Genomic DNA, 21,503 nt, shown 5'->3' with positions numbered 1-21,503 from the left:
GTGGAAATGTCATTTAAGCCGGTAGGGTTAACCACTGGTATTACGATTTCAGTGATAAGTTTGCTGATCTTTATTGGTTTGGTGGTATTTGAATATCGAAGTAAAAGACAGTCAAAAAGGAGCGATTCCTATGCTCAATAAAGACGGGCAACAATCAATTGAGTTATCAGTCGTCATTCCCATGTTTAACGAGGGTGCTCATATTATCCATGCCATCGAAGTTATTACTGCATCCGTAAAGGAAGTAACAGAGCACTACGAATTGATCCTTGTCGATGATGGTTCTTCGGATGACACATGGGAGCAGTTACAGAAGGCAACAACAACCATACCAAACGTCTATGCACTGAGACTAAGTCGAAATTTTGGCAAAGAGTATGCGCTATGTGCAGGACTAGAGAAATCAAAAGGACAGGCAGTCATAGTGATGGATGCCGATCTGCAGCACCCTCCTAAACTTATTCCTGAAATGGTCAATGTATGGCGTCTAGAGAAAGCAGGTGTAGTCGAATGTGTGAAGCGCAGTCGAGGAAAGGAATCCCTCAGCTATCGGGCGAGCGCAGGGCTCTTCTATCGTATGCTCAAAAGTATAACCGGATATGATTTGCATGGTGCATCTGACTTTAAGCTGTTGGACCGTAAAGTGGTTCAAGCATGGACAACCTTACCTGAGAAAAGGACCTTCTTTAGAGGCATGACTGCGTGGCTAGGCTTTAAAAAGGTACGCATAGAGTTTGATGTTGATCACAGGGTTGGTGGAGAGACGAAATGGAGCGTCATTAAATTAACGAAATTAGCCTTAAATGCTATTGTATCGTTCACGTCATTACCGTTGAGGATTGTAACCTTTGCAGGAGCACTGTTCTTTTTTGCCGCCGTCATTCTAGCCGGTCAAACCTTATACCATAAGTGGATCGGCAGTGCCGTAACCGGCTTTACGACCGTTATTATCCTACAGCTCATCATAGGTAGTGTGATTATGCTTAGTTTAGGTATTATTGGGGAATACATCTCTGCCATCTATAACGAAGTAAAAGGAAGACCTCGATATTTGATTCAAGAAACGGCAGCGTCTGAGTCTTTACGAGAAGCCTCCTTACACGAAGGGGCCCAACATAACACCACAGTTAAGGAGTATGTGGAAGTGTAATGAAGTTGCTAAGTAACTTAAACAAAACGATGTTCGTAAAGGTGTTCACCTATGGCATGGTCGGGGTATTAGGGACGTTGATACATTTTGGTGTGCTCATACTCTTCGTTGAATTATTCAACCAAGGACCAGTCCTCAGTTCAACCATTGGATTTATCGTGACGCTAATAGTGTCCTATTATTTAAACCAAAAGTATACGTTTAAAATCAAGTCAACCCAACACACTAAACTATTTACAAAGTATACCATCGTATCTTGTTCAGGATTAATACTAAACGGCCTCATTATGTATTTAGCGGTACAAATCTTATCTTTTCATTATATGCTTGGACAAGCGATTGTCGTATTCATCCTGCCTCTAACTAATTTTATACTTAACAACCTATGGACGTTTAAAGAAGATGCTGTTTGAGCGACATAGGTATTCACTTAGAAGGAAGACCGCGCATATGTTAGCTGTATCACAACTGTTCAGCCCATAAAATGTGACTAGGGAGGTCCAGCATGAGTAAAACAGTCAGACATTATTATGCTGGTGGGAACACCGCGCGCGGATTTTATAGTTTATATGAGTCCAATTTAAAAGGCTTAGAGAGAGTTTTTATCCTAAAAGGGGGACCGGGGACTGGGAAATCATCATTGATGAAAGCGTTGGGGGATAAATGGTTCGAATCGGGATATGACATTGAGGTCCTGCACTGTTCTTCTGATAACGATTCAATCGACGGTTTAATTATACCGAAACTTAAAATAGGTGTTGTGGACGGTACGCCCCCCCATATCATTGAGCCACTGTACCCCGGGGTGGTTGAAGAGTACGTGAATGTAGGCACCGCTTGGAATACGGCCCAGCTTAGAAATCACAAGCGTGCCATCGTCACATTAACTGACAAAGTCAGTTACACTTTCAAATCTGCCTACGAACGGTTTGAGGAAGCCTTGCATATTCACGATCTTTGGGAAAAGTACTATATCGACAATATCGATTATACTGCTGCAGACCACTTGACTCAAAAGTTATCTCAGAATTTATTTGTTGGGCAAGAAAAAGAGAAGCAAAACGCACCCGACGTTAAGCATCGTTTTCTTGGTGCAGCTACGCCAAAAGGCGCCATCGACTTCATTCCTAACCTTACAGAAGATATCCCCAAAAGATATTTCATTAAAGGTCGCCCCGGTTGTGGAAAATCAACCATGTTAAAAAAACTGGCCTCCGAAGCGGAGCAAAGGGGTTTAGACATTGAAGTCTACCATTGCGGATTTGACCCCCACAGCTTAGATATGCTCATCGTACGTGAATTAGGTTTTGCCATCTTTGACAGCACGGCCCCGCATGAGTATTTTCCTGAACGTCAGAGCGATGAAGTGGTGGATATGTATGCAGAGGTTATCAGGTCCGGAACAGATGAAAAGTACGAAAGTGAGTTGAAAGACGTTTCAGAGCAATATAGGGCAAAAATGAGAGAAGCCACTGCTCTTTTAGCGAAGGCCAAAGCCACCCACGATGAACTGGAAGCTTACTATATTGAAGCGACAGACTTTAGTAAGATTGAGGCCATTCAAGCTAAGATATACGCCGAGATGAAGGTGATTGAAAATGAGCAAGCGTCACAGTTAGATTATTAGAGATCAGAAGCCAGAGGGATGGAGCCTTCTGGCTTCTCATTTTTTAAAACATATATGAGACAATATTGTATATGACTATAAATATGGGCTGTGGCCGCTCATCCGTGTCCCTAGCCTATATGTAACCTGAAAATAGGACCTGGTAATAAAAATACATTGACTTGGACTTCGACTATTGATACCATTAGATTTATCCAATGTATTAATTTTTAAAAAAAGAAGATGTATGTTCCGGTAAGCGTACCGCCATAATATATATCGAAAACAGTGGAACACCTCATCATTATGTAACCAATTGGCCTAACAATGAAAGGAGCCTGAAATATGAAAGAGTATCAATCATTTGCATGGTATGCCGCACGCGTATCTCCAAACTTACCGAAAGAGGCATTTAAGCCTGTACCAACGAGGTTATTAGGAGGATTAGCATACCTGATCGTTGTCATTAGCGGTTTTTTGACTATTGGATTATTAGATCTCAGTGTATGGGTCAAATTACCTATTGCGTTTGTTATCGGCTGTAGTTTTGCTGCACTAGGTTTTTTAGGACATGAAATACTGCACGGTACAGTTGTTAGGAAACCATGGCTCCGTGATTTATTAGGCGCAATTGCATTCTGGCCTTTATGTACAGGACCAAAATTATGGCGGAAATGGCATAACTTGACGCACCATGTGCACACTCAGGATGAGTCCAAAGATCCCGATGCATGGCCAACAATTACAGCAATTAAGAACCATCGCTTTCTACGCTGGGTCTATAAAATGCCTTTATCAGTCCGTGCATTCTTTAACTTTTGTGCACTAGCGGTGACGTTCTCATTACATTCAACAAAAATGTTTGTCACTTATATTAAAGAATTTAAACCTAGCACCAAACCCGCTGTATGGCTGCAATTCATTTTACCTTGGGTGTCTTGGATTGCCTTGCTCGTATGGATTGGACCAGTAAAATGGTTCTTTGCCTTTTTACTCCCACTACTCATCGCTAACTTTATCGTGATGTGTTATATATCGACAAACCATAGATTAAACCCTTTGGTACCTGTCAATGACCCATTAGCAAACAGTTTAACGGTGACGGTACCGAAGTGGGTTGATGTGCTGCATTTCCAATTTTCATATCATACTGAGCACCATCTATTCCCAGCCATGAACGGGAAATATTACCCTCTTGTGAAAGAGCAGATTAAAAAGATGTGGCCAGAAAGGTATCATGAAATGCCAATGATTCAAGCGTTAAGGACTTTATGGAAAACCCCGCGGGTATATTATGATAACAGAGAGTTTGTAGATCCGCGACGAAGCACTGTTTACGCCTCTTTAGGCAATGGGTTAGATCCTAACAATATTGAGTACCGTAAGATAGAAGTGGAAGAAGCAATGGAAGAGTCTAAGCTCACGAAACCTCAAAGAGTAGAGATGAACGAATCATAAATCGATACAGAGAGAGTGCGAGGACAATGTTTTAACGTCTACTGACGCTGACATGACAGGTTGATGCCAAGCATCTCTCTTATAAGAAAAAATGAATAAAACACACAACGAACCCTCCAATGTTAACTGGAGGGTTTTTTAGCATCTCGTTTGTATGGATATGATAAATCGTTGCCGAAAATGGTACACCAAAGCAAAATGATTCATGTTTGGTTGATACGAGCGTAAAATGTAAATGAATAGACCAGTCAAATGGTATGTCAGGCTTAGAGGAGGGAAGTCGATTGAGTTCGAACGTCGTCCTTAAGAAGGTGTTCATACCGAATGGAGAGATTATGGCCTATCGTGAAAGGGAAGGGGGCGTTACACCGCTATTACTAATTCACGGTAATATGTCTTCTTCAACACACTGGGATATACTAATGGAGCATATGCCCGTTGAATATAAAATATATGCTATTGATTTGCGGGGATGTGGGGAATCAAGCTACAAGCAACCCTTTGATTCACTGTATGAGCTAGCTGAAGACATCTTTCAGTTTGTGGTGCAAATGGGCCTATCTAACGCTCATGTAGTGGGCTGGTCTACCGGTGGTGGTGTGGCCATGTGTCTAGCGGCGCGGCACCCCCAGATCGTCAAAACATTAACGCTGATGTGTTCGATATCAACGAGAGGATATCCGATATATAAGATAACGTATGGCCTTCCTAAACCAATAAGAGGCAAACGTTTAACCACCAAGGAAGAGATTGAGCGTAACTTATTGAAAACACAATTGGTCTTAAAGGCGTATGAAGAACATAACCACTTGATTCTTAAGGTTTTATGGAACCTCCTCGTATACCAGAATGGCAGACCCCATAAGGACAGGTATCATCAATACCTTGAAGAAATGTGTAAGCAACGAAATTTGATTGATATTTATGATGCCATTAATACGTTTAATATAAGTGAATATGACAATGGGCTTATGAAAGGGTCGGGTGACGTTAATCACATAAAGGCGCCCGTTTTGGTGATTACTGGAGAAGAGGATCGGGTCATTCCTAGGGAAATGTCACATGAGCTAGTTAAGGACTTAGGGCCGGAGGCGAAACATGTACGTTTACCACATTGCGGGCATTCGCCCTTATCGGATGATTTACATGAGGTGGTTTATCAGCTGACAACGTTTATTGAAATGAACTGTAGGTTACTCACTAATGAGACATAGAGCTATATAGTGTCATGAACTGAATGCATTGGCTTTCTCTGTAGTTAAAAAGATATGAGATGGGGACCATGAAGATAATAACATGCAAAAAGAAAGGGGCTTCTCCTTAAAAGTGAAGTCCCTTTCTTTTTTGGTAGAAAAATGTCTTCAAATGACGTTTTACTCTTCAACAACAGTGATTTGCAACAGGTCGCCCGTTTGTGTGTTAAATCGCACACGCACGTTCTTTGTGATTTCTTGTCCATCAGATCTAATCTTTAACTCAAAGGTATCCTCTGCAATCGTATCAGTTGGGGTTTCTCTGCCTTCATATTCATAGTCATAAACATCGTACCCTTCATAGGCCTCTCCGATTGTGCGTACAGCCACTCTACCCCACTTTTCATAGTCTTGCTGTGCTTCTTGAATGACATCTTGAGACTCTTCAGAGATGGCCATAGCTGGTAAGGTGCACGTACCTAACAACATACTAAGCAATAATATCATTGTGATCTTACGCATAAAGGTTAAAGACTCCTTTCAGTTACCAATATTTACTTCAAAAGGTAGCATCCCCAATAATGTCAAAAGTATGCACAGAAAAAATTGAAGGCGCCATTCATAAAAAATGCTGATGTGGAAAAAATACCCTTAATGTTTTTAAACAATGTTTCAGGTTGTAACATAAGAGTCATCAGGAAGGCAAACTCTTAGTAGGACCAGCAGAAAGGAATCGATGAGCGTGGAACAATTTTTCTCTGATAGCGTTTTGCTTGCGAGATCAACTTTTGGGACAACCATGGCGTTTCATATTATTTTCGCTACATTAGGGGTCTCTCTCCCGTTAATGATATTAATTTCAGAGATTATGTACCAAAGGACAAAAGACCCAGACTATGCACTCATGGCTAATCGTTGGATTAAGGGACAAGCGATTTTGTTAGGGGTGGCCATACCATCAGGTACAATTGCAGGGGTGCAGCTCTCCCTACTATGGCCTGGCTTCATGGAGATTGTGGGGAAGGTCGTCGCTTTACCCTTTCAGATTGAAATTTTTGCTTTCTTTTTAGAAGCATTATTTTTGTCTATTTATGTATATGCGGCAGATCGTTTATCACCTATGATGCGGATTGTGAGTGTTTTTTTCGTCTTACTAGGGGCGACCGCTTCTGCTGTATTAATCACGAGTGTTCACTCTTTTACCGGCACACCAGCCGGTTTTGCCTTACAGGAAGGAGAAGTCGTGAATGTGGACCCTTGGGCGGCATTTTTTAACCCCGGTTTTTACACAAATGCAGCACACGTCGTGGCCTCTGCCTATATGACAGGTGCTTTTATTATTGTGTCTATAGCGGCGTACAAGATGTTGAAAACGGACGGACCTCAATCTAGAGAGTACCGCTTTCATCAAAAAGCGTTGATGATGGGGCTGATCGTTGGAGGTATATTTTCTCTAGCGACCGCGTGGAATGGCCATGGGGCAGCTCAAATGCTGCACCAGTACCAGCCAGAGAAACTAGCCGCTGCTGAAGGCCTTTTTGAAACCCAAGATTACGCACCGCTTACCATTGGGGGAATCACCGATCCTGATGAAGAGGCTGTCAGGTTCGGTATCGAAATCCCTTGGGCCTTAAGTTTTTTAGCAGGTGACCGCTTCGATGAAGTTGTCGTAGGGCTAAATGAATTTCCGAAGGAGCACTGGCCCCCCTTATATATACACGTACTGTTCAACGCCATGGTGGGCATAGGGATGCTGCTTATATTTATAGGCTTTGTCGGTTTTGGATGGAAGATCTTATATAGGAAGTCTCCATTTTCACGTAAAGTGAAGTGGCTATTTGTAACCACGGGTCCCTTAGCCATGATTGGGATAGAATTTGGGTGGATTTTCTCCTGCACCGGAAGGCAGCCCTGGGTCATCTATCACACCATGTTAACTTCTGAAGCCGCTACACGAACGGCTGGTCTTGGGCCCCTGTTTGCGCTTTTCGCGCTAGTGTATGTCATCCTTGGTGTGATTACGGCACTCGTGTTTAAGTATTATTTCGGCCGTAAGCCATTGAAAAAAGAACTTATGAAACAAACGATTGAATCCTAAGAATCGCATCCTATTGAAAAGAGATGGAGGTTGAATAGTATGGTGGCTCAGGGAATCATGACTGATATGCTTATCGCCATTACGCTACTATGGATTTTTGTGTTTATTTACGCTATTGCGGGGTCTATTGACTTTGGGGCCGGTTTTTGGTCGATGCTGTACATGAACCAAAAGGGGCATAAAGCAACGGATATTGCCAATAAATATTTATCGCCATCTTGGGAAGTGACCAACGTTTTCGTTGTATTGATCGTCATTGGGCTCGTGAGCTTCTTTCCAGGGGCTACATTTACACTAGGAACCGTTCTGCTTGTGCCAGGGAGTTTAGTTGTCTTACTCCTGCTTATAAGAAGTGCTCTCCTCGTTTTCTCTAATCAGGTGCACGAGTATCGTAAGTTACTTACAATGGTTTCCGGTGTGACTGGCCTGTTAATCCCGGCCTTACTCATTAGCGTCTTACCCATCTCTCAAGGGGGATATGTGGATATTGTCAACGGATTTGAACAATTGAATTACGGTAAACTATTAACAAGCCCCCAGCTATACGCCTTTATGGGCTTAGCAATCTCTAGTACTTTGTTCATGTCGTCTTTGCTCTTAGCAGATTATGCCCGTGTCAGTCATCGTTACGATGCGTTTAAGATATATCAGAGAGATGCCATTGCAGTGGGTCCAATTGCCTTTTTCTTTGCCTTATTGACGCTATTGTCCATGAGATCAGAATCCACATGGTTGTATGAGAATATTATAGAGTACATAGGGTGGCTTATACTGTCCTTCGTCTTTTTTGCCCTAGGGTACATCTGTATCTCCTCCACCAAAAAAAAGACGGAATTCAACTTACCACGTGTAGCTGTGGTAGCAGCGATACTCCAATACTTGTTTGCTAGCTACGCTTATGGGGCGGCGCATTTGCCTTATCTCGTTTATCCTCACGTCACCTTGGCGTCAGGATTTACACACCCTAATACGTTTCGTGCGTTATTTATCATGTATATTGTCGGGTTTGCCATCCTTCTGCCAGGCTTTATATACTTCTGGAAACTTTTCATGAAGGATGAAGGATATTTACGAAAGCAAAAATAGGCCGTACTATCTATCTTTTCACCACTTGGTAACGCCAGCCATTGGCCACTGCACCATTAATACCGACAAGGTTGCCTTCGTAATCTTGGATCTGAGCCTCTCCTCTTTGAACCTGATGATATAAAGTGTCATCCGCTTTGAGTAGTGCATGCTTTAAAGTGGCCCCTCGAAATAGCCTTACTTCTATGTCATTTACTGTTACAATCATGTGACCCCTCCTCGTAAAAAAATAAGCGACAAACGAATATAACAATTAAGTCGGAATGCCTTCATGTGAAAAGACTCATTGACATTATACAATATGATGGAAAGCAAGACAGAGTAGCCGATATTTTTAAAACTATTTACGAAAAATTAATAATTTTACGTTATAATGTCTTTGTAAGGAAAACATGAATGGGGAGGCTTATGAGATGCTGATGAACGTGTATGGCAAGAAAGCGATATCGATCGTCGTTATTTTTGCTTTAGTCGTATCGTCTTTATTTGTTGGTACAGCAGGATCGCCTGCTTTCGCTCAAGACAACGACACAGTCACACTTACAGTCGTACATACGAATGACATCCACGCCCAAATTGAAGATTTTGGTAAAATTGCAGCGTATTTACAGTATGTACAGCGTGAATCATCGCATTATCTTTACTTAGATGCGGGTGATATTTTTAGTGGTAATCCCGTTGTTGATTTGCAGCATGGTCAACCGATTGTTGACTTACTGAACGATATGGGATTACAAACATTGACCATTGGTAACCATGAATTTGATTATGGGCCTGAACACTTCCAAGCTAGAATGGAGGAGTCTAACTTCGATTGGCTCAGTGCAAACACTAGAATCGTAAACGAGGAGCATCCGATCGAACAACCAGAGCCATTTGAGATCTATGATGTCAATGGACTCAGTGTGGGTGTACTCGGGCTCACAGAAACACCACCGTCTACAGCACCGGCCAATATTGAAGGCATAGCGTTTGATGATCCGATTGAAACGGCTAAGCAGTATGAATACTTACGTGACGAAGTGGACGTGTTCATTGCCTTATCTCACAATGGTTATCACCTTGATCGTCAATTAGCTGAGGAAGTGACCTTCTTTGATGCGATTATTGGTGGTCATTCCCACACCTTGTTAACCCAACCAGCCGTTGTTAATGGTACACCAATCGCCCAAGCGGGGGCCAATGCCAGTCACGTTGGTCACTTGTCGTTTAACGTAAATGTAGACACTGGGGATATTGATGTCACTGGTTTTGTACAGCCGGTAGACGAACTAACAGACGTGGATGAAGCGATACAAGCTAAAGTCGATGCTTACTATGAAGAAGCCGAGGAAATGTTAGGTCAAGTCATCGGTTATAGTCACACCGGTCTTACACGCGAAGGCCGTACTGTAAGGGACGTGCCTCTCGGTAATTTCTGGACGGATGCGATGCGAGAATATATTCAAGCGGATATTGCCTTAACAAACAACGGAGGCATTCGAGCTAGTATTGACCCGGGTGAAGTCACCGCACGTGATATTTATACTGTGGAACCATTTGCGAATGAAATAATGGAGATCCGTATGACGGGCCAAGCGATACGAGACGTCATTCAGTACTCTTATGAGCGACGTAATCAAATTGACCTCCAAACGTCTGGTTTGGAATATAAAATAATAACGAATGCGACCGGAGAATATTTAGACGCGGAGTTAATCGTGAATGATGAGCCCATTGATCCGGAAGAAACCTACGTTGTGGCAGTAACAGATTATATCGGCTCTGGTGGGTCGGGTTATGATTTCCAAGGTGAAGTGGTGCAAGCAGGAGCAGGTTTTGTCACCAATGCGATGCTTGGCTATGCTCAATTTCTGACGGACAGTGGTCAGTATTTAGACTATGAAACGGAGGGTAGAATCAGTGTTGAAGTAGATGAGGAGGCACCTTTTCCTGGTGAAGTTATTGGGGAGACTGAGCACGGGCTATATTCTCAGAACAAAACGCGAACTGATGCTGGGTTGGGCAACCTTTATACGGATGCATTACGTGATCAAACACAAGTAGACGTGGCTCTGATTAACAACTCCTCTGTGCTAGGTGAGATTCCTGCTGGGGACATTACCGACGAGCAAATCGAAAGCCTCGATCCGTATAAAAATGACATTGTCGTGGTGGAAACAACAGGACAGCGCATCTATGATGTTATCCTCAGTCAGTCTAACTATCATCGGGGGGTAGATTTACAGGTATCCGGATTGACTTACACCCTTGTCGCTGACGATGAAGCAGAAGATGGGCCATTTGGTGCTGTGGATATCCAGCAGATAGACGGTTCTGATTTTGATCTGAATGAGACCTATACAGTGGCATACAACGATTACATGCATGGCAGGGATTTCTACAATTTAGGCCAGGCAGTTAGCGACGCGGACGACGGTAAGGTATGGGAAGCCACTGTCGCATACATCAAACAGCATGATGGTCCCATTGATTATCACGAAGGTGAGCGTATTACCTTAGAGGAACAGGAGGCACCTGAAGTCACGATAAGAGAGGCGAGAGACGGTGGTTTTGACCGTGATGTGACCGTAACGGGTGTGGTCACGACAGACCCTGGTGCTTGGGGAGCGCGAGGTTTTTACCTTCAAGACGAGACGGCAGGCACGTATGTGTACCAGTCCGCATATGACGTTCAAAAAGGTGACCGTATACAGCTCACGGGGACCACGTCACAATACCAAGGTGAATTCCAGATTTCAAACGTATCTCAAGTGGACGTTCTAGAGGAAGGAGACACACTTCCAACACCTATTGAAGTCACACCTGCTCAAATCACAAAAGAAAATGAAGGTGAGTTAGTCTGCCTTACAGAAGTGGAAATCACCGATTTACAACAAGTGAACGACTTCGGAACATTTGAGTTTGTAGCTGCACAGGAGGATGAATCCGTTCTCGTCAGAGTGGATAATCGTACAGGATTAGCCTATGAGGATTTCACCTTTAAGAATGGTGAAATCGTGAATGTTACTGGAGTGTCCAGTCAGTACCAAGGCACTTATCAGCTCAAGCCCCGGGGAACGGGAGATATAACATTATTTGTAGAGGAAGATCAACCAAACACAACCACATTCGAGACACTATATGAAGTGGTCGACCGTGTGTCATATCGCAATAAGGGCGCCAAAAAATCTCTACAGCGCCATATTGAAAAAGCAGCGCGTGAGTGGCATAAAGAAAACAATAACAAAGCGATGGCTCAACTAGAAAAAATCAAGCAAGATTTACAGTCCAAAGACAATCGTGGTCTATCTAGAGAAGATAAAGAGGAATTAGTGCAAACGATTAATGACCTCATTGATGCGCTACAGGCTTAATCTTATTTTAGAACATCAAATACCTTTCAGAAGCCTATGTATAACATGACGTAGGCTTCTTTTCTTTATGTCACGCTTGAATATTTTGTGCTAGAATAATAGAGAATGAACCAAAAAAAAATCATGCGAGTTACATATATAAAAAATAAAAGGATGATCTCAGATGCCCATTCTCAAAAACGACTGGGCTTCTTTGCTTCAAGGAGAGTTTGAGAAGCCCTACTACCTAGAACTGAGAGCGTTTCTCAAAAAGGAGTATCAGTCTTATCCCGTCTACCCGGACATGTATGATATCTACAATGCGTTACACTATACCCCTTATGAGAAGGTTAAAGTGGTTATATTAGGACAAGACCCGTATCATGGCCCAGGCCAAGCCCACGGTCTTAGCTTCTCTGTACAGCCGGATGTACCCTTGCCACCTTCTTTACAAAACATTTATAAGGAACTACAAGCAGACCTTGGCATAGAGACACCGGCGCACGGTTGCCTAACCTCCTGGGCGCAGCAGGGCGTACTTTTATTGAATACGGTTTTAACGGTACGACAAGGGCAACCTCAATCTCATAGAGGAATCGGATGGGAAACGTTTACAAATCGTGTGATAGAAACGCTTAGCGACCGGAGCGAACCGATCGTCTTTATACTTTGGGGACGTCATGCTCAGCAAAAAAAAGCGTTCATTAACACTGAACGTCATGATATCATCGAATCTCCTCATCCGAGTCCATTTTCGGCGAACAGGGGGTTTTTTGGCAGTCGCCCATTCTCTCGTGTTAATCATTATCTTCAAGAAAGTGGACAGGAACCGATCGACTGGCGTATAGATTAAAGCTTTTCAAAAAGGGGAAGAGCGAGAAGACTATTGCTTTTGCCTCCACCCTCGACTTAAACCTTACTTAGAACGCGTCTGTCAGGACAAACTCGCACCCTACCTCGGGGAGCAATAACAAGTCCAGACGTAAACGATGCCCATCGGCCGAAAATCAAGTTCTCAAGAATGTTTCGCTTTAAATTGAAACGGGTATATGGATCGTGGTGGATAACTTAAAAATAGTAGCAACGGATGTCGTTTAACCATCCGTTGCTCGTTTTTTAGGTACTAATTGATAAATGTCTTCTGACTCAAAGCAGGCCACCAGATCCTCTAACCAGTCGTAGTATTCTAGCGCGTACTCAATTTTGTGTAGGTCATCTTGGGCTTGTTTTTTAAGTTTATCATTTAAAAGATTGCTTTCAATCAGCTCTTTTATTTCCGCTCTTGATTTTTTGGCCGCCTTAACATTCAGCTCGATGTTCTTACGCCATTTGATAGAAAAATAATCTATGAGTGACTGATACCAGTCTTCTTCCACTCGATACAAATCCTTTCGAACGCCTTTCTGCCAAACCTTTTCTACCATCTTCAAATCCGATAACGTTCTGACCCCTGTACTCATGCTTGTCTTGCTCATGCCTAGCGCTTGTTTCATATGATCGAGTGTCATCGGTTGATCTTGAAAATACATCGTTGCATAAAGCCGCCCGATAGAAGGGGTCACGCCATATAAATCAATATTATTTGAAATAGATTCAATGACACGACCACGTGCTTTATCTAGTTTCCTCTCTAGCCATTCATGATTGTCCTGCAATCAATCACACCTCCAAGTCAGCTTAGACCTAGCTGACAACTCACATTGTATATAAAGAAGTGTTGACTCGTAAAGCACGTTATCTAATATAACGAGAGAGTATTTGCGCGGAATTGTACGTTATCAATTCGTTTGGTCTGTACAGATTATACTGTACGAACAATAAAGAACGTATTTCGCAACAAATGCGTTTTGTGTCATACATACATCTATTAATATAATTGGGCTTGTGAAAGAAGAGAGGAGATTTACCATGAATAAGATTGAAGTGAAAGGAGTCACCAAAATATTTGGCTCCAAACCAAAAGAAGCCATCAAACGTTTAGAAAAAGGGGAGTCTAAAGAGAAGATATTCGCAGAAACAGGGATGACTGTAGGTGTCAACCAGGCGAATTTTGATGTGAAGGAAGGCGAATTGTTTGTTATTATGGGTCTATCCGGTAGTGGAAAATCGACCCTTATACGCCTCATTAATCGCCTTATTGAGCCTACAAACGGAGAGATACATATCGACGGTGAGAACATTGTGAACATGGATAAGACTGATTTAATGAACACTCGAAGGAAGAAGCTAGGCATGGTGTTCCAACGTTTTGCCTTGTTTCCTCACCGCTCTGTCCTCAAGAACGTCGAATATGGTCTAGAGATCCAAGGCGTCGATAAAGAAGAGCGTGAAGAAAAAGCGAGACAGTCATTAGAAGTTGTGGGTCTGAAGGGTCAAGAGGACAACAAGCCTGACCAATTAAGTGGTGGGATGCAACAACGGGTAGGCTTAGCGCGGGCATTAGCGAACGATGCCGATATCCTCTTGATGGATGAAGCCTTTAGTGCGCTCGATCCATTAATCCGCAAAGAAATTCAAGATGAATTACTCCAGCTTCAGAGCACCTTGAAGAAAACCATCCTATTTATTACCCACGATCTCGATGAAGCCTTAAAACTTGGTGATCGGATTGCCATGATGAAGGACGGAAAAATCGTACAGATCGGTACACCTGAAGAAATCCTCACTGAACCAGCAAACGAGTACGTTTCTACATTTGTACAGGATGTAGACCGTTCAAAGGTGCTGCTTGCCTCAAACATTATGAAACGTCCAGACGTATTAACGACTATGAAAGACGGCCCGCGCGTGGCGATTAGAAAAATGGAGGAGAAGGGCTTATCTAGTATCTTTGTCGTAGATAAAGAGAAAAATCTCAAAGGTCTTCTGACTATAGATGCCGCTGTTAAAGCTGTAAAAGAGGGTGGATGGGTTGAAGATCTACTTATTAATGATTATCCCACAACTAGCCCCGATACACCTTTACATGAACTGATTGGAATCGCAGCTGAAACAAAGTATCCTATTGCCGTTGTTGAGGGAGAGAAACTAAAAGGTATTATTGTTCGTGTGTCTATTCTTTCAGGTCTTGCTTTAGGAAAAGAGGAAGACGAAGAACCGTCCTCTGTCGATATAGAGGAGGTGCATGAGGCATGAATTATTTCTCATTTCCATTACAAGAATGGACGAACACGTTCGTCAAAGAATGGTTTATACCTACGTTTGGTCCCCTGTTTGATACGTTAGCGGACATTATTGGCTTATTCCTTGACAGTTTAACCGATCTTTTGCTGTGGGTGCCACCAGAAGTGATGACCATTTTAATCGTATTCTTAGCATGGCGATATGCAGGAAAGGGCGTCGCGGTTTTTAGCTTTTTAGGCTTACTCTATCTTGGGAGTGTCGATTTATCTAACACAGATGTATGGGCAGCAGGCATGCAAACACTCGCCATTGTATTAACAGCAACATTTTTAGCGATTATTATAGGTCTGCCTGTGGGCATATTGAGTGCCAGATCTAATCAAGTTGATCGGGTGGTCAGGCCCATACTAGATTTCATGCAGACACTACCGAGTTTTGTGTATCTTATCCCAACGATATTACTGTTTGGTATCGGTGGTGTACCCGCTGTTGTAGCGACGTTTATCTTTGCCACACCACCAGCTGTACGTCTGACTAACTTAGGGATTCGTCAAGTGCCAACGGATGTTATTGAAGCCGCTAAAGCTTTTGGATCAACACCGATGCAGATGTTGGTCAAAGTACAGTTACCAATGGCGACGTCAACTATTATGGCTGGGATTAACCAAACGATCATGTTAGCGCTGTCTATGGCTGTTATTGCTTCTATGATCGGGGCACCCGGTTTGGGCTCAATCGTCATGTCTGGTATTTCTAGAGTAGATGTTGGCCTTGGGCTTGTAGGTGGTTTAGGTATTGTCGTATTAGCGATTATATTAGATAGAATCACCGAAGGTATTGGCAAAAAGTAAGTGAGATTAGTAAAGACGTTTAGTGATGTTTTTAAAAATACATTAAGGAGTGTTCTTATTTAATGAAATTTTTACGTCAAGGTATGTTTATTGTACTCATTTTATCATTCGTTTTAGCTGGTTGTGGAGGTGCCCAAGTCGATTCGGACAATCAAGGGGAGAATGAAGGTACATCAGAAGGAGAAGTAGAATCCAAGGGTGAACTAACATTTGGTGTCACGCCATGGACGAGCACAGTACCACCGACATACGTCGCTAAGAATATACTAGAGGATATGGGATATGAAGTTAACCTTCAAAATGGAGATGCTGGTATGGTCTATGCAGCCCTATCTAATGGTGATATCGACATATTTATGGATGCTTGGCTACCTAATATGCATGCCAATTATATAGAAGAGTATGGAGACACCATCGTCCAAACTTCTATGAGCTACCCGGACGGAGAGCTCGGATGGGTTGTACCAACCTATGTTGAGTATGATTCAATTGAGGAGCTTGCGGGAAACTTAGAACCATTTGAACATAAGATGTATGGCATTGAAGAAGGAGCAGGGATGACAGTGACGTCTAGAGAGATGATTGAGGGTTATGGCCTTGACCTAGAGTATGTAGCCTCTAGTGAACCAGGGATGTTAACGCAAGCGCAGCGTCTTATCGATAAAGAGGAGCCGGTCATTTTCCTAGGATGGCGCCCACACCCTATGTTTGCGAACTGGGACCTCAAACTTCTCGAAGATCCTAAAAAATATTTTGAGGAGTCTGAAGTACACGTGATAACCCATGAAGAGGTTAGCGAGCATTCGCCAGAAGCGTTTGAATTTCTCAGCAACTGGCAAATACCTGTAGATGATATCGAACAGATGATTGTTAAAATCGAAGATGAAGATCAAGATCCTGACGATGTGGCACGTGAATGGATCGAGAATAACGAAAAGCTTGTTAACGACATGTTAGATGGCGTCAATGCTGAATAAGACAAGCGAAGCATAAACAGGCAAGACTCAAGCGACTAGTATTCATTAGCTCAAGTGGAATCAGCTGCTTTCCACTTGAGCTTTTTATATTTTCATAACATGAGCCTTAACTTAAGACATTGTTTTAAAAGGTGGACAAACACCGTTTCCCTTTGGTGAACAAGCTCATATGATGCTGTATCTTCTGATTTACCAAAGGAGGATTATCATGTTAGGTTTCTCAATGTTAGGAGTTGTGAGGCAGTACACAAAGAAGCTGGATTCAGAATTGCGTCAGCAGCTAGTCCAGCAATATAAACCATTTAAGTGGGTGCCTTGTTTCCTACACAGACAGCTAGAGCGTTTAGTCAAGACATGGCGCAGATATCCGGTCATCATTGAAATGGCTCATACGCCAACGGCCTTCCATGCCGGAAGACAGGATTTGAAGCAACGGATTAATCACCGTTTCCGTTGCCGTTTGCACTCAGACTTTCCGCGAGTGTCCTGCTGTTCAGCTGAACTGTCAGCTACAGCGATTGAAGAGCTACTGACTCAGAGCCCCTATGTTAAAAAGATTCATTTAGATAGACGGGTACAAACGTGTTTAGATACCAGTGTGCCAGCCATTAATGCAGACCTATTAAAAGAAGAAGGACTAACGGGGAAAGACGTCACCATCGCCATTGTAGATACAGGGGTTCATCCACATGAGGATCTTACAGAGCCTCATAACCGTATCGTCGCATTCAAAGACTTTGTTAACCATCGTCAAGACCCATATGACGATAATGGCCACGGCACGCATTGTGCAGGTGATGCTGCCGGAAACGGTCATTTATCCCAAGGTCGCATTGCGGGTCCTGCCCCAGAGGCTAACGTTGTAGGCGTTAAAGTATTGGACCGCTTAGGTTCAGGGTCGTTATCTACTGTCATGGATGGTATACAATGGTGTATTGATCACAAGGAGAGATACAATATCCGCATTATATCTATGTCTCTAGGGAGTCAAGCGCAACAACCAGCAGAGGAAGACCCTGTTGTACAAATGGTAGAACAAGCGTGGGATGAAGGGATTGTTGTTGTCGTAGCAGCAGGAAATAGTGGACCTGAAAGACAGACCATCGCGAGTCCTGGGATCAGCCCGAAAGTGATAACAGTGGGGGCGATGGATGATCAAGATACCATTGTAAGGGAAGATGATGACATTGCTTCTTTTTCCAGTCGTGGTCCAACGATTGATGGGTTAACGAAGCCGGACCTACTCGCACCAGGGGTTGATGTCGTTTCGCTAAACGCGCCTTACTCCCTGATTGACAAAACTCAAAAATCTAACCGTGTCAACGAGATGTATATGCGACTCTCAGGCACGTCTATGGCCACACCCATCTGCGCTGGCGTTGTGGCCCAGCTCCTTCAAAAGCATCCAAACCTCACACCAAATGAAGTGAAGTATCACATGCTGAACGCCACAGATGACAGGGGTCTATCCCCTAACGACCAAGGAAGAGGATATCTTAACGCAAGGAAAGTCATCGACGCGTTGAACAACTAAGGTAAGCAAGTCGCACAACAGACAACAGATAGTAATATCAGACTTGTGAGACCTTCAGGTGACCATATTAAGGCCGCCTGAAGGTTATTTTATTTGGTCTTTATTTTTAGGCGCGGTCTAACATGCGGTTAAGAGCCCATCTTGCCTCTTCCGCTGTGTGTGGCTCAACGGTAATCTGATGTCTGAGATCTCCTTCGTTAAGGCTATCCAATATCCATAAGAGATGGGGGAGATCAATGCGATTCATCGTTAAGCAAGGGCAGAGATTTGGGTTCAGCGATCGAACAGATATGTGTGACAGCTCCTGAGCGAGTCGATTAACGAGATTCATCTCCGTTCCAACAGCCCATTTGGTCCCCGCCGGTGCGTTTTTAAGGGTCTGAATAATATGGTTCGTTGACCCAGCGTCATCTGCCAATTGGACCACGTCGTGAGTACATTCGGGGTGTACGATCACTTTCACTTCTGGCTCTTCTTCACGTAGCTGATGAATGTGTGCGGCGGTAAACTTTTCATGGACCGAACAGTGACCTTTCCATAGGATCACTCTTACTTCCTTAGTCTCATCTTCCACGATGAGCTTTTCTTCTATTGGGTCCCACACAGCCATTTGATCTAATGGTATACCCAAGTCATAGCAGGTGTTACGTCCTAAATGCTGGTCAGGCAGGAACATCATACGTTCTTTTTGTGTAAAGGCCCATTCTATCATTTTCTTAGCGTTGGATGATGTCACTGTTGCACCGCCGTGACGACCACAGAACGCTTTAATAGCCGCTGTGGAGTTGACATAAGTCAGCGGGAGTATCGTGTTTCCAAAGCGTGTTTGCAAAGCCTCCCACGCTTTTTCCGTTTGAGTAATGTCCGCCATATCGGCCATAGAACAACCGGCACGTAAATCGGGAAGGATCACTTTTTGCTCAGGTCCAGTCAAAATATCGGCTGTTTCTGCCATAAAATGAACACCGCAAAACACAATATAATCGGCTTGTGTGTTCTGAGCCGATAGTTGAGCTAACTGGAGTGAGTCACCAGTGGCGTCGGCAAACTGTATCACTTCATTTTTTTGGTAGTGGTGTCCAGGGATAAATAATGAGGGCCCAAACTGCTGCTTCAAGCGGCGTACACGATCTTCCATATCGGTCATAGACAAACGAGTATACGCTTCAGGTAAGGCTGTGGACGCAGAAAGAAAATCGAGCACGGTCATGCTGATCATCTCCTTTTATATATACAACATAACTTAACATGTGTCTTGACACCTATATTGACATAAAACTAAAATAATGACAATAGGAAAAGATTTATCACTCGATTGATTTTCGTTGTAGAAGCGTACGTTATAAAGGAGTATAGGTAAACTTGATTAACAAGTGTGAGAGGAGGTTTTAAGCCTATGATATATTTGGATTACTCAGCTACAACGCCGATGTCAGAAGACGCCCTCGCCACATATGAACAGGTGGCCAAAAAAGCGTTTGGAAATGTGAACAGCTTACATGACACAGGCACTTATGCCCATGATGTGGCCACGTATAGTCGACGCGTTTTAGCCAAACTGATTGGTGGTGCAACTGAAGGGCTATATTTTACAGGAAGTGGCTCTGAAGCTAACGCCCTCGCCATCCGTTCGATGGTCAAAGCACACCAACACAAGGGTAAGCACGTGTTGACGACGATGCTTGAGCATGCGTCAGTATTGAACACCTTTTCTTCCTTGGAGCAAGAGGGTTTTGAGGTTGACTATATACCAGTTGATGATCAGGGACGTATCGATGTGGGTACCCTTCCTACTCTCATTCGCCCAGACACCATTCTTGTTTCAATTCATCATGCTAGTTCAGACATTGGAACGATTCAACCGGTGACTGATATTGCCCATATTTTACGTCAACATGGTGTCCTTTTTCACATGGATGCTGTACAGAGTTTTGGAAAGATTGAAGTCAATGTTCAACAGCTTGGTGTCCATAGCATCAGTCTTTCAGCTCATAAAATGTATGGTCCGAAGGGGGTCGGTGCCGTTTATATTGACCCTCAAGTGCAGTGGAAAAGCGTCATGCCACATACGACACAAGAGAACGGTTTCCGTCCAGGTACGCTTGACGTTCCGGGCATCGCTGCCTTTGCCACAGCGGCAGAAGAGACGTTAAACCACATGCGGGAGGAACAACAGCGGTGCCGACGCTTAACGACTACTTTTTTGAACGGGTTACAGGCATTAACAGACTGTCGTCTTGTTGGGCCTACTGAGGAGAGACTTCCCCATCATTTGGGATTAAGAATAAGAGGCATGGAAGGTCAATACGTCATGTTAGAGTGTAATCGCAGACAGATCGCTATTTCAACTGGTACCGCCTGTTTAGCACGTCATACAGGTGCCTCTTTAGCCTTAAGTGCTCTGGGTTTAACGAGAGAAGAGGCGGACGAATTTTTTCGGGTCACGATAGGCAAACACACATCGGAGGTAGATATTCGTCAAGCCCTGCACTCCTTTGGTACAATCATAGATGACTACAACGAACAGAAGGAGAGAATAGGAACGTGAGCGAACCAAGAAAGTTATACGGGGACCAACGCCGAGCGTATATATTACAGTCCTTGCAGGAAAGTACAGACCCTGTTCCCGCCCGAGCGTTGGCTGAGAAGACAAATGTAAGCCGCCAAGTTATTGTCCAAGATATCTCACTTCTCAAAGCAAAAGATGAACCGATTATCGCAACGGCACAGGGTTATATATATGTTCAAAAAATGGCCCAGAAGAAACCACAACAGGTCATTGCCTGTCAACATAAACCTGATGAGACGGAGCATGAACTCAATATCATTGTCGATCATGGCGTGACCGTTGTTGACGTGACCGTTGAACATCCCATTTACGGACAGTTAACGGGCTCTCTGATGTTACGGAACCGCAAAGATGTGAGGCGCTTTATAGAAAAAATGGATCAGACGAATGCTTCTCTTTTATCTGAATTAACTGAAGGCGTCCACCTCCATACGATGGAGGCGGACACAGAGCAGCAACTTCAGGAAGCCTACCAAACCTTACACGAAGCGGGCTATCTTCTGATTAATAAAGACGAGTGAAG

19 protein-coding genes are annotated in these 21,503 nt (G+C 43.4%); 15 read left to right on the top strand and 4 right to left on the bottom strand.

Features of this window, described 5'->3' with window-relative positions; all coding sequences use genetic code 11:
* Positions 1–130: 130 nt before the first annotated feature.
* The 5 genes from JKM87_RS07895 (at position 131) to phaZ (ending at position 5,428) form a co-directional block, all read left to right on the top strand.
* Positions 131–1,150 carry a glycosyltransferase family 2 protein gene (locus JKM87_RS07895; RefSeq protein ID WP_202079781.1) on the top strand — a complete coding sequence of 340 codons (1,020 nt, stop codon included), beginning with the start codon at positions 131–133 and terminating at the stop codon, positions 1,148–1,150.
* A 29-nt stretch (positions 1,151–1,179) separates the two neighbouring features.
* A complete protein-coding gene (locus JKM87_RS07890) occupies positions 1,180–1,563 on the top strand; it encodes a GtrA family protein (protein ID WP_202079779.1) in 384 nt (127 codons plus the stop codon).
* A gap of 92 nt (positions 1,564–1,655) precedes the next feature.
* Positions 1,656–2,777, top strand: coding sequence for a PRK06851 family protein (locus tag JKM87_RS07885; RefSeq protein ID WP_202079777.1), 1,122 nt, complete (start codon positions 1,656–1,658; stop codon positions 2,775–2,777).
* 324 nt (positions 2,778–3,101) lie between these two features.
* Positions 3,102–4,214 (top strand): Delta(10) desaturase DesB, encoded by a 1,113-nt coding sequence (gene desB, locus JKM87_RS07880; RefSeq protein ID WP_202079775.1) that lies wholly within the window; start codon positions 3,102–3,104, stop codon positions 4,212–4,214.
* A gap of 284 nt (positions 4,215–4,498) precedes the next feature.
* Positions 4,499–5,428 (top strand): intracellular short-chain-length polyhydroxyalkanoate depolymerase, encoded by a 930-nt coding sequence (phaZ, locus tag JKM87_RS07875; RefSeq protein WP_202079772.1) that lies wholly within the window; start codon positions 4,499–4,501, stop codon positions 5,426–5,428.
* 159 nt (positions 5,429–5,587) lie between these two features.
* Here the strand turns inward: phaZ and JKM87_RS07870 are convergent, their stop codons facing one another.
* Positions 5,588–5,929 (bottom strand): DUF3889 domain-containing protein, encoded by a 342-nt coding sequence (locus JKM87_RS07870; RefSeq protein WP_202079770.1) that lies wholly within the window; start codon positions 5,927–5,929, stop codon positions 5,588–5,590.
* 214 nt (positions 5,930–6,143) lie between these two features.
* Here JKM87_RS07870 and JKM87_RS07865 point away from each other — a divergent pair, with 214 nt between their 5' ends.
* A complete protein-coding gene (locus tag JKM87_RS07865; RefSeq protein WP_202079768.1) occupies positions 6,144–7,505 on the top strand; it encodes a cytochrome ubiquinol oxidase subunit I in 1,362 nt (453 codons plus the stop codon).
* 57 nt (positions 7,506–7,562) lie between these two features.
* Positions 7,563–8,591, top strand: a complete 1,029-nt coding sequence (locus tag JKM87_RS07860; protein WP_202079796.1) for a cytochrome d ubiquinol oxidase subunit II — start codon at positions 7,563–7,565, stop codon at positions 8,589–8,591.
* 10 nt (positions 8,592–8,601) lie between these two features.
* Here the strand turns inward: JKM87_RS07860 and JKM87_RS07855 are convergent, their stop codons facing one another.
* The gene (locus JKM87_RS07855; RefSeq protein WP_202079766.1) at positions 8,602–8,799 is read right to left on the bottom strand and encodes a hypothetical protein; all 198 of its coding nucleotides are present in this window, start codon (positions 8,797–8,799) and stop codon (positions 8,602–8,604) included.
* Positions 8,800–9,004: 205 nt separating this feature from the next.
* Here JKM87_RS07855 and JKM87_RS07850 point away from each other — a divergent pair, with 205 nt between their 5' ends.
* Positions 9,005–11,947: a 5'-nucleotidase C-terminal domain-containing protein gene (locus tag JKM87_RS07850; protein ID WP_202079764.1), complete on the top strand. Its 2,943-nt coding sequence runs from the start codon at positions 9,005–9,007 to the stop codon at positions 11,945–11,947.
* Positions 11,948–12,110: 163 nt separating this feature from the next.
* Positions 12,111–12,779, top strand: a complete 669-nt coding sequence (locus JKM87_RS07845; RefSeq protein WP_202079763.1) for a uracil-DNA glycosylase — start codon at positions 12,111–12,113, stop codon at positions 12,777–12,779.
* 241 nt (positions 12,780–13,020) lie between these two features.
* On the opposite strand, the gene JKM87_RS07840 is transcribed toward JKM87_RS07845, so the two are convergent.
* Positions 13,021–13,581: a GbsR/MarR family transcriptional regulator gene (locus JKM87_RS07840; protein WP_202079761.1), complete on the bottom strand. Its 561-nt coding sequence runs from the start codon at positions 13,579–13,581 to the stop codon at positions 13,021–13,023.
* 253 nt (positions 13,582–13,834) lie between these two features.
* Between JKM87_RS07840 and JKM87_RS07835 the strand changes: the two genes are divergently transcribed.
* The 4 genes from JKM87_RS07835 (at position 13,835) to JKM87_RS07820 (ending at position 18,411) form a co-directional block, all read left to right on the top strand.
* On the top strand, positions 13,835–15,061 hold the full coding sequence (locus JKM87_RS07835; RefSeq protein ID WP_202079759.1) for a quaternary amine ABC transporter ATP-binding protein: 1,227 nt from the start codon (positions 13,835–13,837) through the stop codon (positions 15,059–15,061).
* Positions 15,058–15,900 carry an ABC transporter permease gene (locus JKM87_RS07830; RefSeq protein ID WP_202079757.1) on the top strand — a complete coding sequence of 281 codons (843 nt, stop codon included), beginning with the start codon at positions 15,058–15,060 and terminating at the stop codon, positions 15,898–15,900. The genes JKM87_RS07835 and JKM87_RS07830 overlap by 4 nt, the downstream gene beginning before the upstream one ends.
* A gap of 62 nt (positions 15,901–15,962) precedes the next feature.
* Positions 15,963–16,877 carry a glycine betaine ABC transporter substrate-binding protein gene (locus JKM87_RS07825; protein WP_202079755.1) on the top strand — a complete coding sequence of 305 codons (915 nt, stop codon included), beginning with the start codon at positions 15,963–15,965 and terminating at the stop codon, positions 16,875–16,877.
* Positions 16,878–17,085: 208 nt separating this feature from the next.
* Positions 17,086–18,411: a S8 family peptidase gene (locus tag JKM87_RS07820; protein WP_202079753.1), complete on the top strand. Its 1,326-nt coding sequence runs from the start codon at positions 17,086–17,088 to the stop codon at positions 18,409–18,411.
* A gap of 106 nt (positions 18,412–18,517) precedes the next feature.
* Here the strand turns inward: JKM87_RS07820 and nadA are convergent, their stop codons facing one another.
* Complete coding sequence (nadA, locus tag JKM87_RS07815) at positions 18,518–19,621, bottom strand: quinolinate synthase NadA (protein ID WP_202079752.1); 1,104 nt, start codon at positions 19,619–19,621, stop codon at positions 18,518–18,520.
* Between the two features lie 186 nt (positions 19,622–19,807).
* Between nadA and JKM87_RS07810 the strand changes: the two genes are divergently transcribed.
* Together JKM87_RS07810 and JKM87_RS07805 are read left to right on the top strand one after the other, a co-directional pair.
* Positions 19,808–20,959 carry an IscS subfamily cysteine desulfurase gene (locus tag JKM87_RS07810; protein ID WP_202079749.1) on the top strand — a complete coding sequence of 384 codons (1,152 nt, stop codon included), beginning with the start codon at positions 19,808–19,810 and terminating at the stop codon, positions 20,957–20,959.
* Positions 20,956–21,501 (top strand): 3H domain-containing protein, encoded by a 546-nt coding sequence (locus JKM87_RS07805; protein ID WP_202079747.1) that lies wholly within the window; start codon positions 20,956–20,958, stop codon positions 21,499–21,501. Before JKM87_RS07810 ends, JKM87_RS07805 begins: the two co-directional genes overlap by 4 nt.
* Positions 21,502–21,503 lie beyond the last annotated feature (2 nt).

Source organism: Caldalkalibacillus salinus, from assembly GCF_016745835.1.
GTDB lineage: Bacteria > Bacillota > Bacilli > Caldalkalibacillales > JCM-10596 > Caldalkalibacillus_A > Caldalkalibacillus_A salinus.
This window is presented reverse-complemented; position numbering and strand designations above follow the sequence as displayed.

Excerpts from the sequence above, each read along its gene's own strand:
- JKM87_RS07820 (WP_202079753.1), top strand. The coding sequence starts at position 17,086 with ATGTTAGGTTTCTCAATGTTAGGAGTTGTGAGGCAGTACACAAAGAAG.
- nadA (WP_202079752.1), bottom strand. The coding sequence starts at position 19,621 with ATGACCGTGCTCGATTTTCTTTCTGCGTCCACAGCCTTACCTGAAGCG.
- JKM87_RS07845 (WP_202079763.1), top strand. The coding sequence starts at position 12,111 with ATGCCCATTCTCAAAAACGACTGGGCTTCTTTGCTTCAAGGAGAGTTT.
- JKM87_RS07895 (WP_202079781.1), top strand. The coding sequence starts at position 131 with ATGCTCAATAAAGACGGGCAACAATCAATTGAGTTATCAGTCGTCATT.
- JKM87_RS07835 (WP_202079759.1), top strand. The coding sequence starts at position 13,835 with ATGAATAAGATTGAAGTGAAAGGAGTCACCAAAATATTTGGCTCCAAA.
- JKM87_RS07870 (WP_202079770.1), bottom strand. The coding sequence starts at position 5,929 with ATGCGTAAGATCACAATGATATTATTGCTTAGTATGTTGTTAGGTACG.
- JKM87_RS07865 (WP_202079768.1), top strand. The coding sequence starts at position 6,144 with ATGAGCGTGGAACAATTTTTCTCTGATAGCGTTTTGCTTGCGAGATCA.
- JKM87_RS07825 (WP_202079755.1), top strand. The coding sequence starts at position 15,963 with ATGAAATTTTTACGTCAAGGTATGTTTATTGTACTCATTTTATCATTC.
- JKM87_RS07855 (WP_202079766.1), bottom strand. The coding sequence starts at position 8,799 with ATGATTGTAACAGTAAATGACATAGAAGTAAGGCTATTTCGAGGGGCC.
- JKM87_RS07890 (WP_202079779.1), top strand. The coding sequence starts at position 1,180 with ATGTTCGTAAAGGTGTTCACCTATGGCATGGTCGGGGTATTAGGGACG.
- JKM87_RS07860 (WP_202079796.1), top strand. The coding sequence starts at position 7,563 with ATGACTGATATGCTTATCGCCATTACGCTACTATGGATTTTTGTGTTT.
- JKM87_RS07885 (WP_202079777.1), top strand. The coding sequence starts at position 1,656 with ATGAGTAAAACAGTCAGACATTATTATGCTGGTGGGAACACCGCGCGC.
- JKM87_RS07810 (WP_202079749.1), top strand. The coding sequence starts at position 19,808 with ATGATATATTTGGATTACTCAGCTACAACGCCGATGTCAGAAGACGCC.
- JKM87_RS07850 (WP_202079764.1), top strand. The coding sequence starts at position 9,005 with ATGCTGATGAACGTGTATGGCAAGAAAGCGATATCGATCGTCGTTATT.
- desB (WP_202079775.1), top strand. The coding sequence starts at position 3,102 with ATGAAAGAGTATCAATCATTTGCATGGTATGCCGCACGCGTATCTCCA.
- JKM87_RS07830 (WP_202079757.1), top strand. The coding sequence starts at position 15,058 with ATGAATTATTTCTCATTTCCATTACAAGAATGGACGAACACGTTCGTC.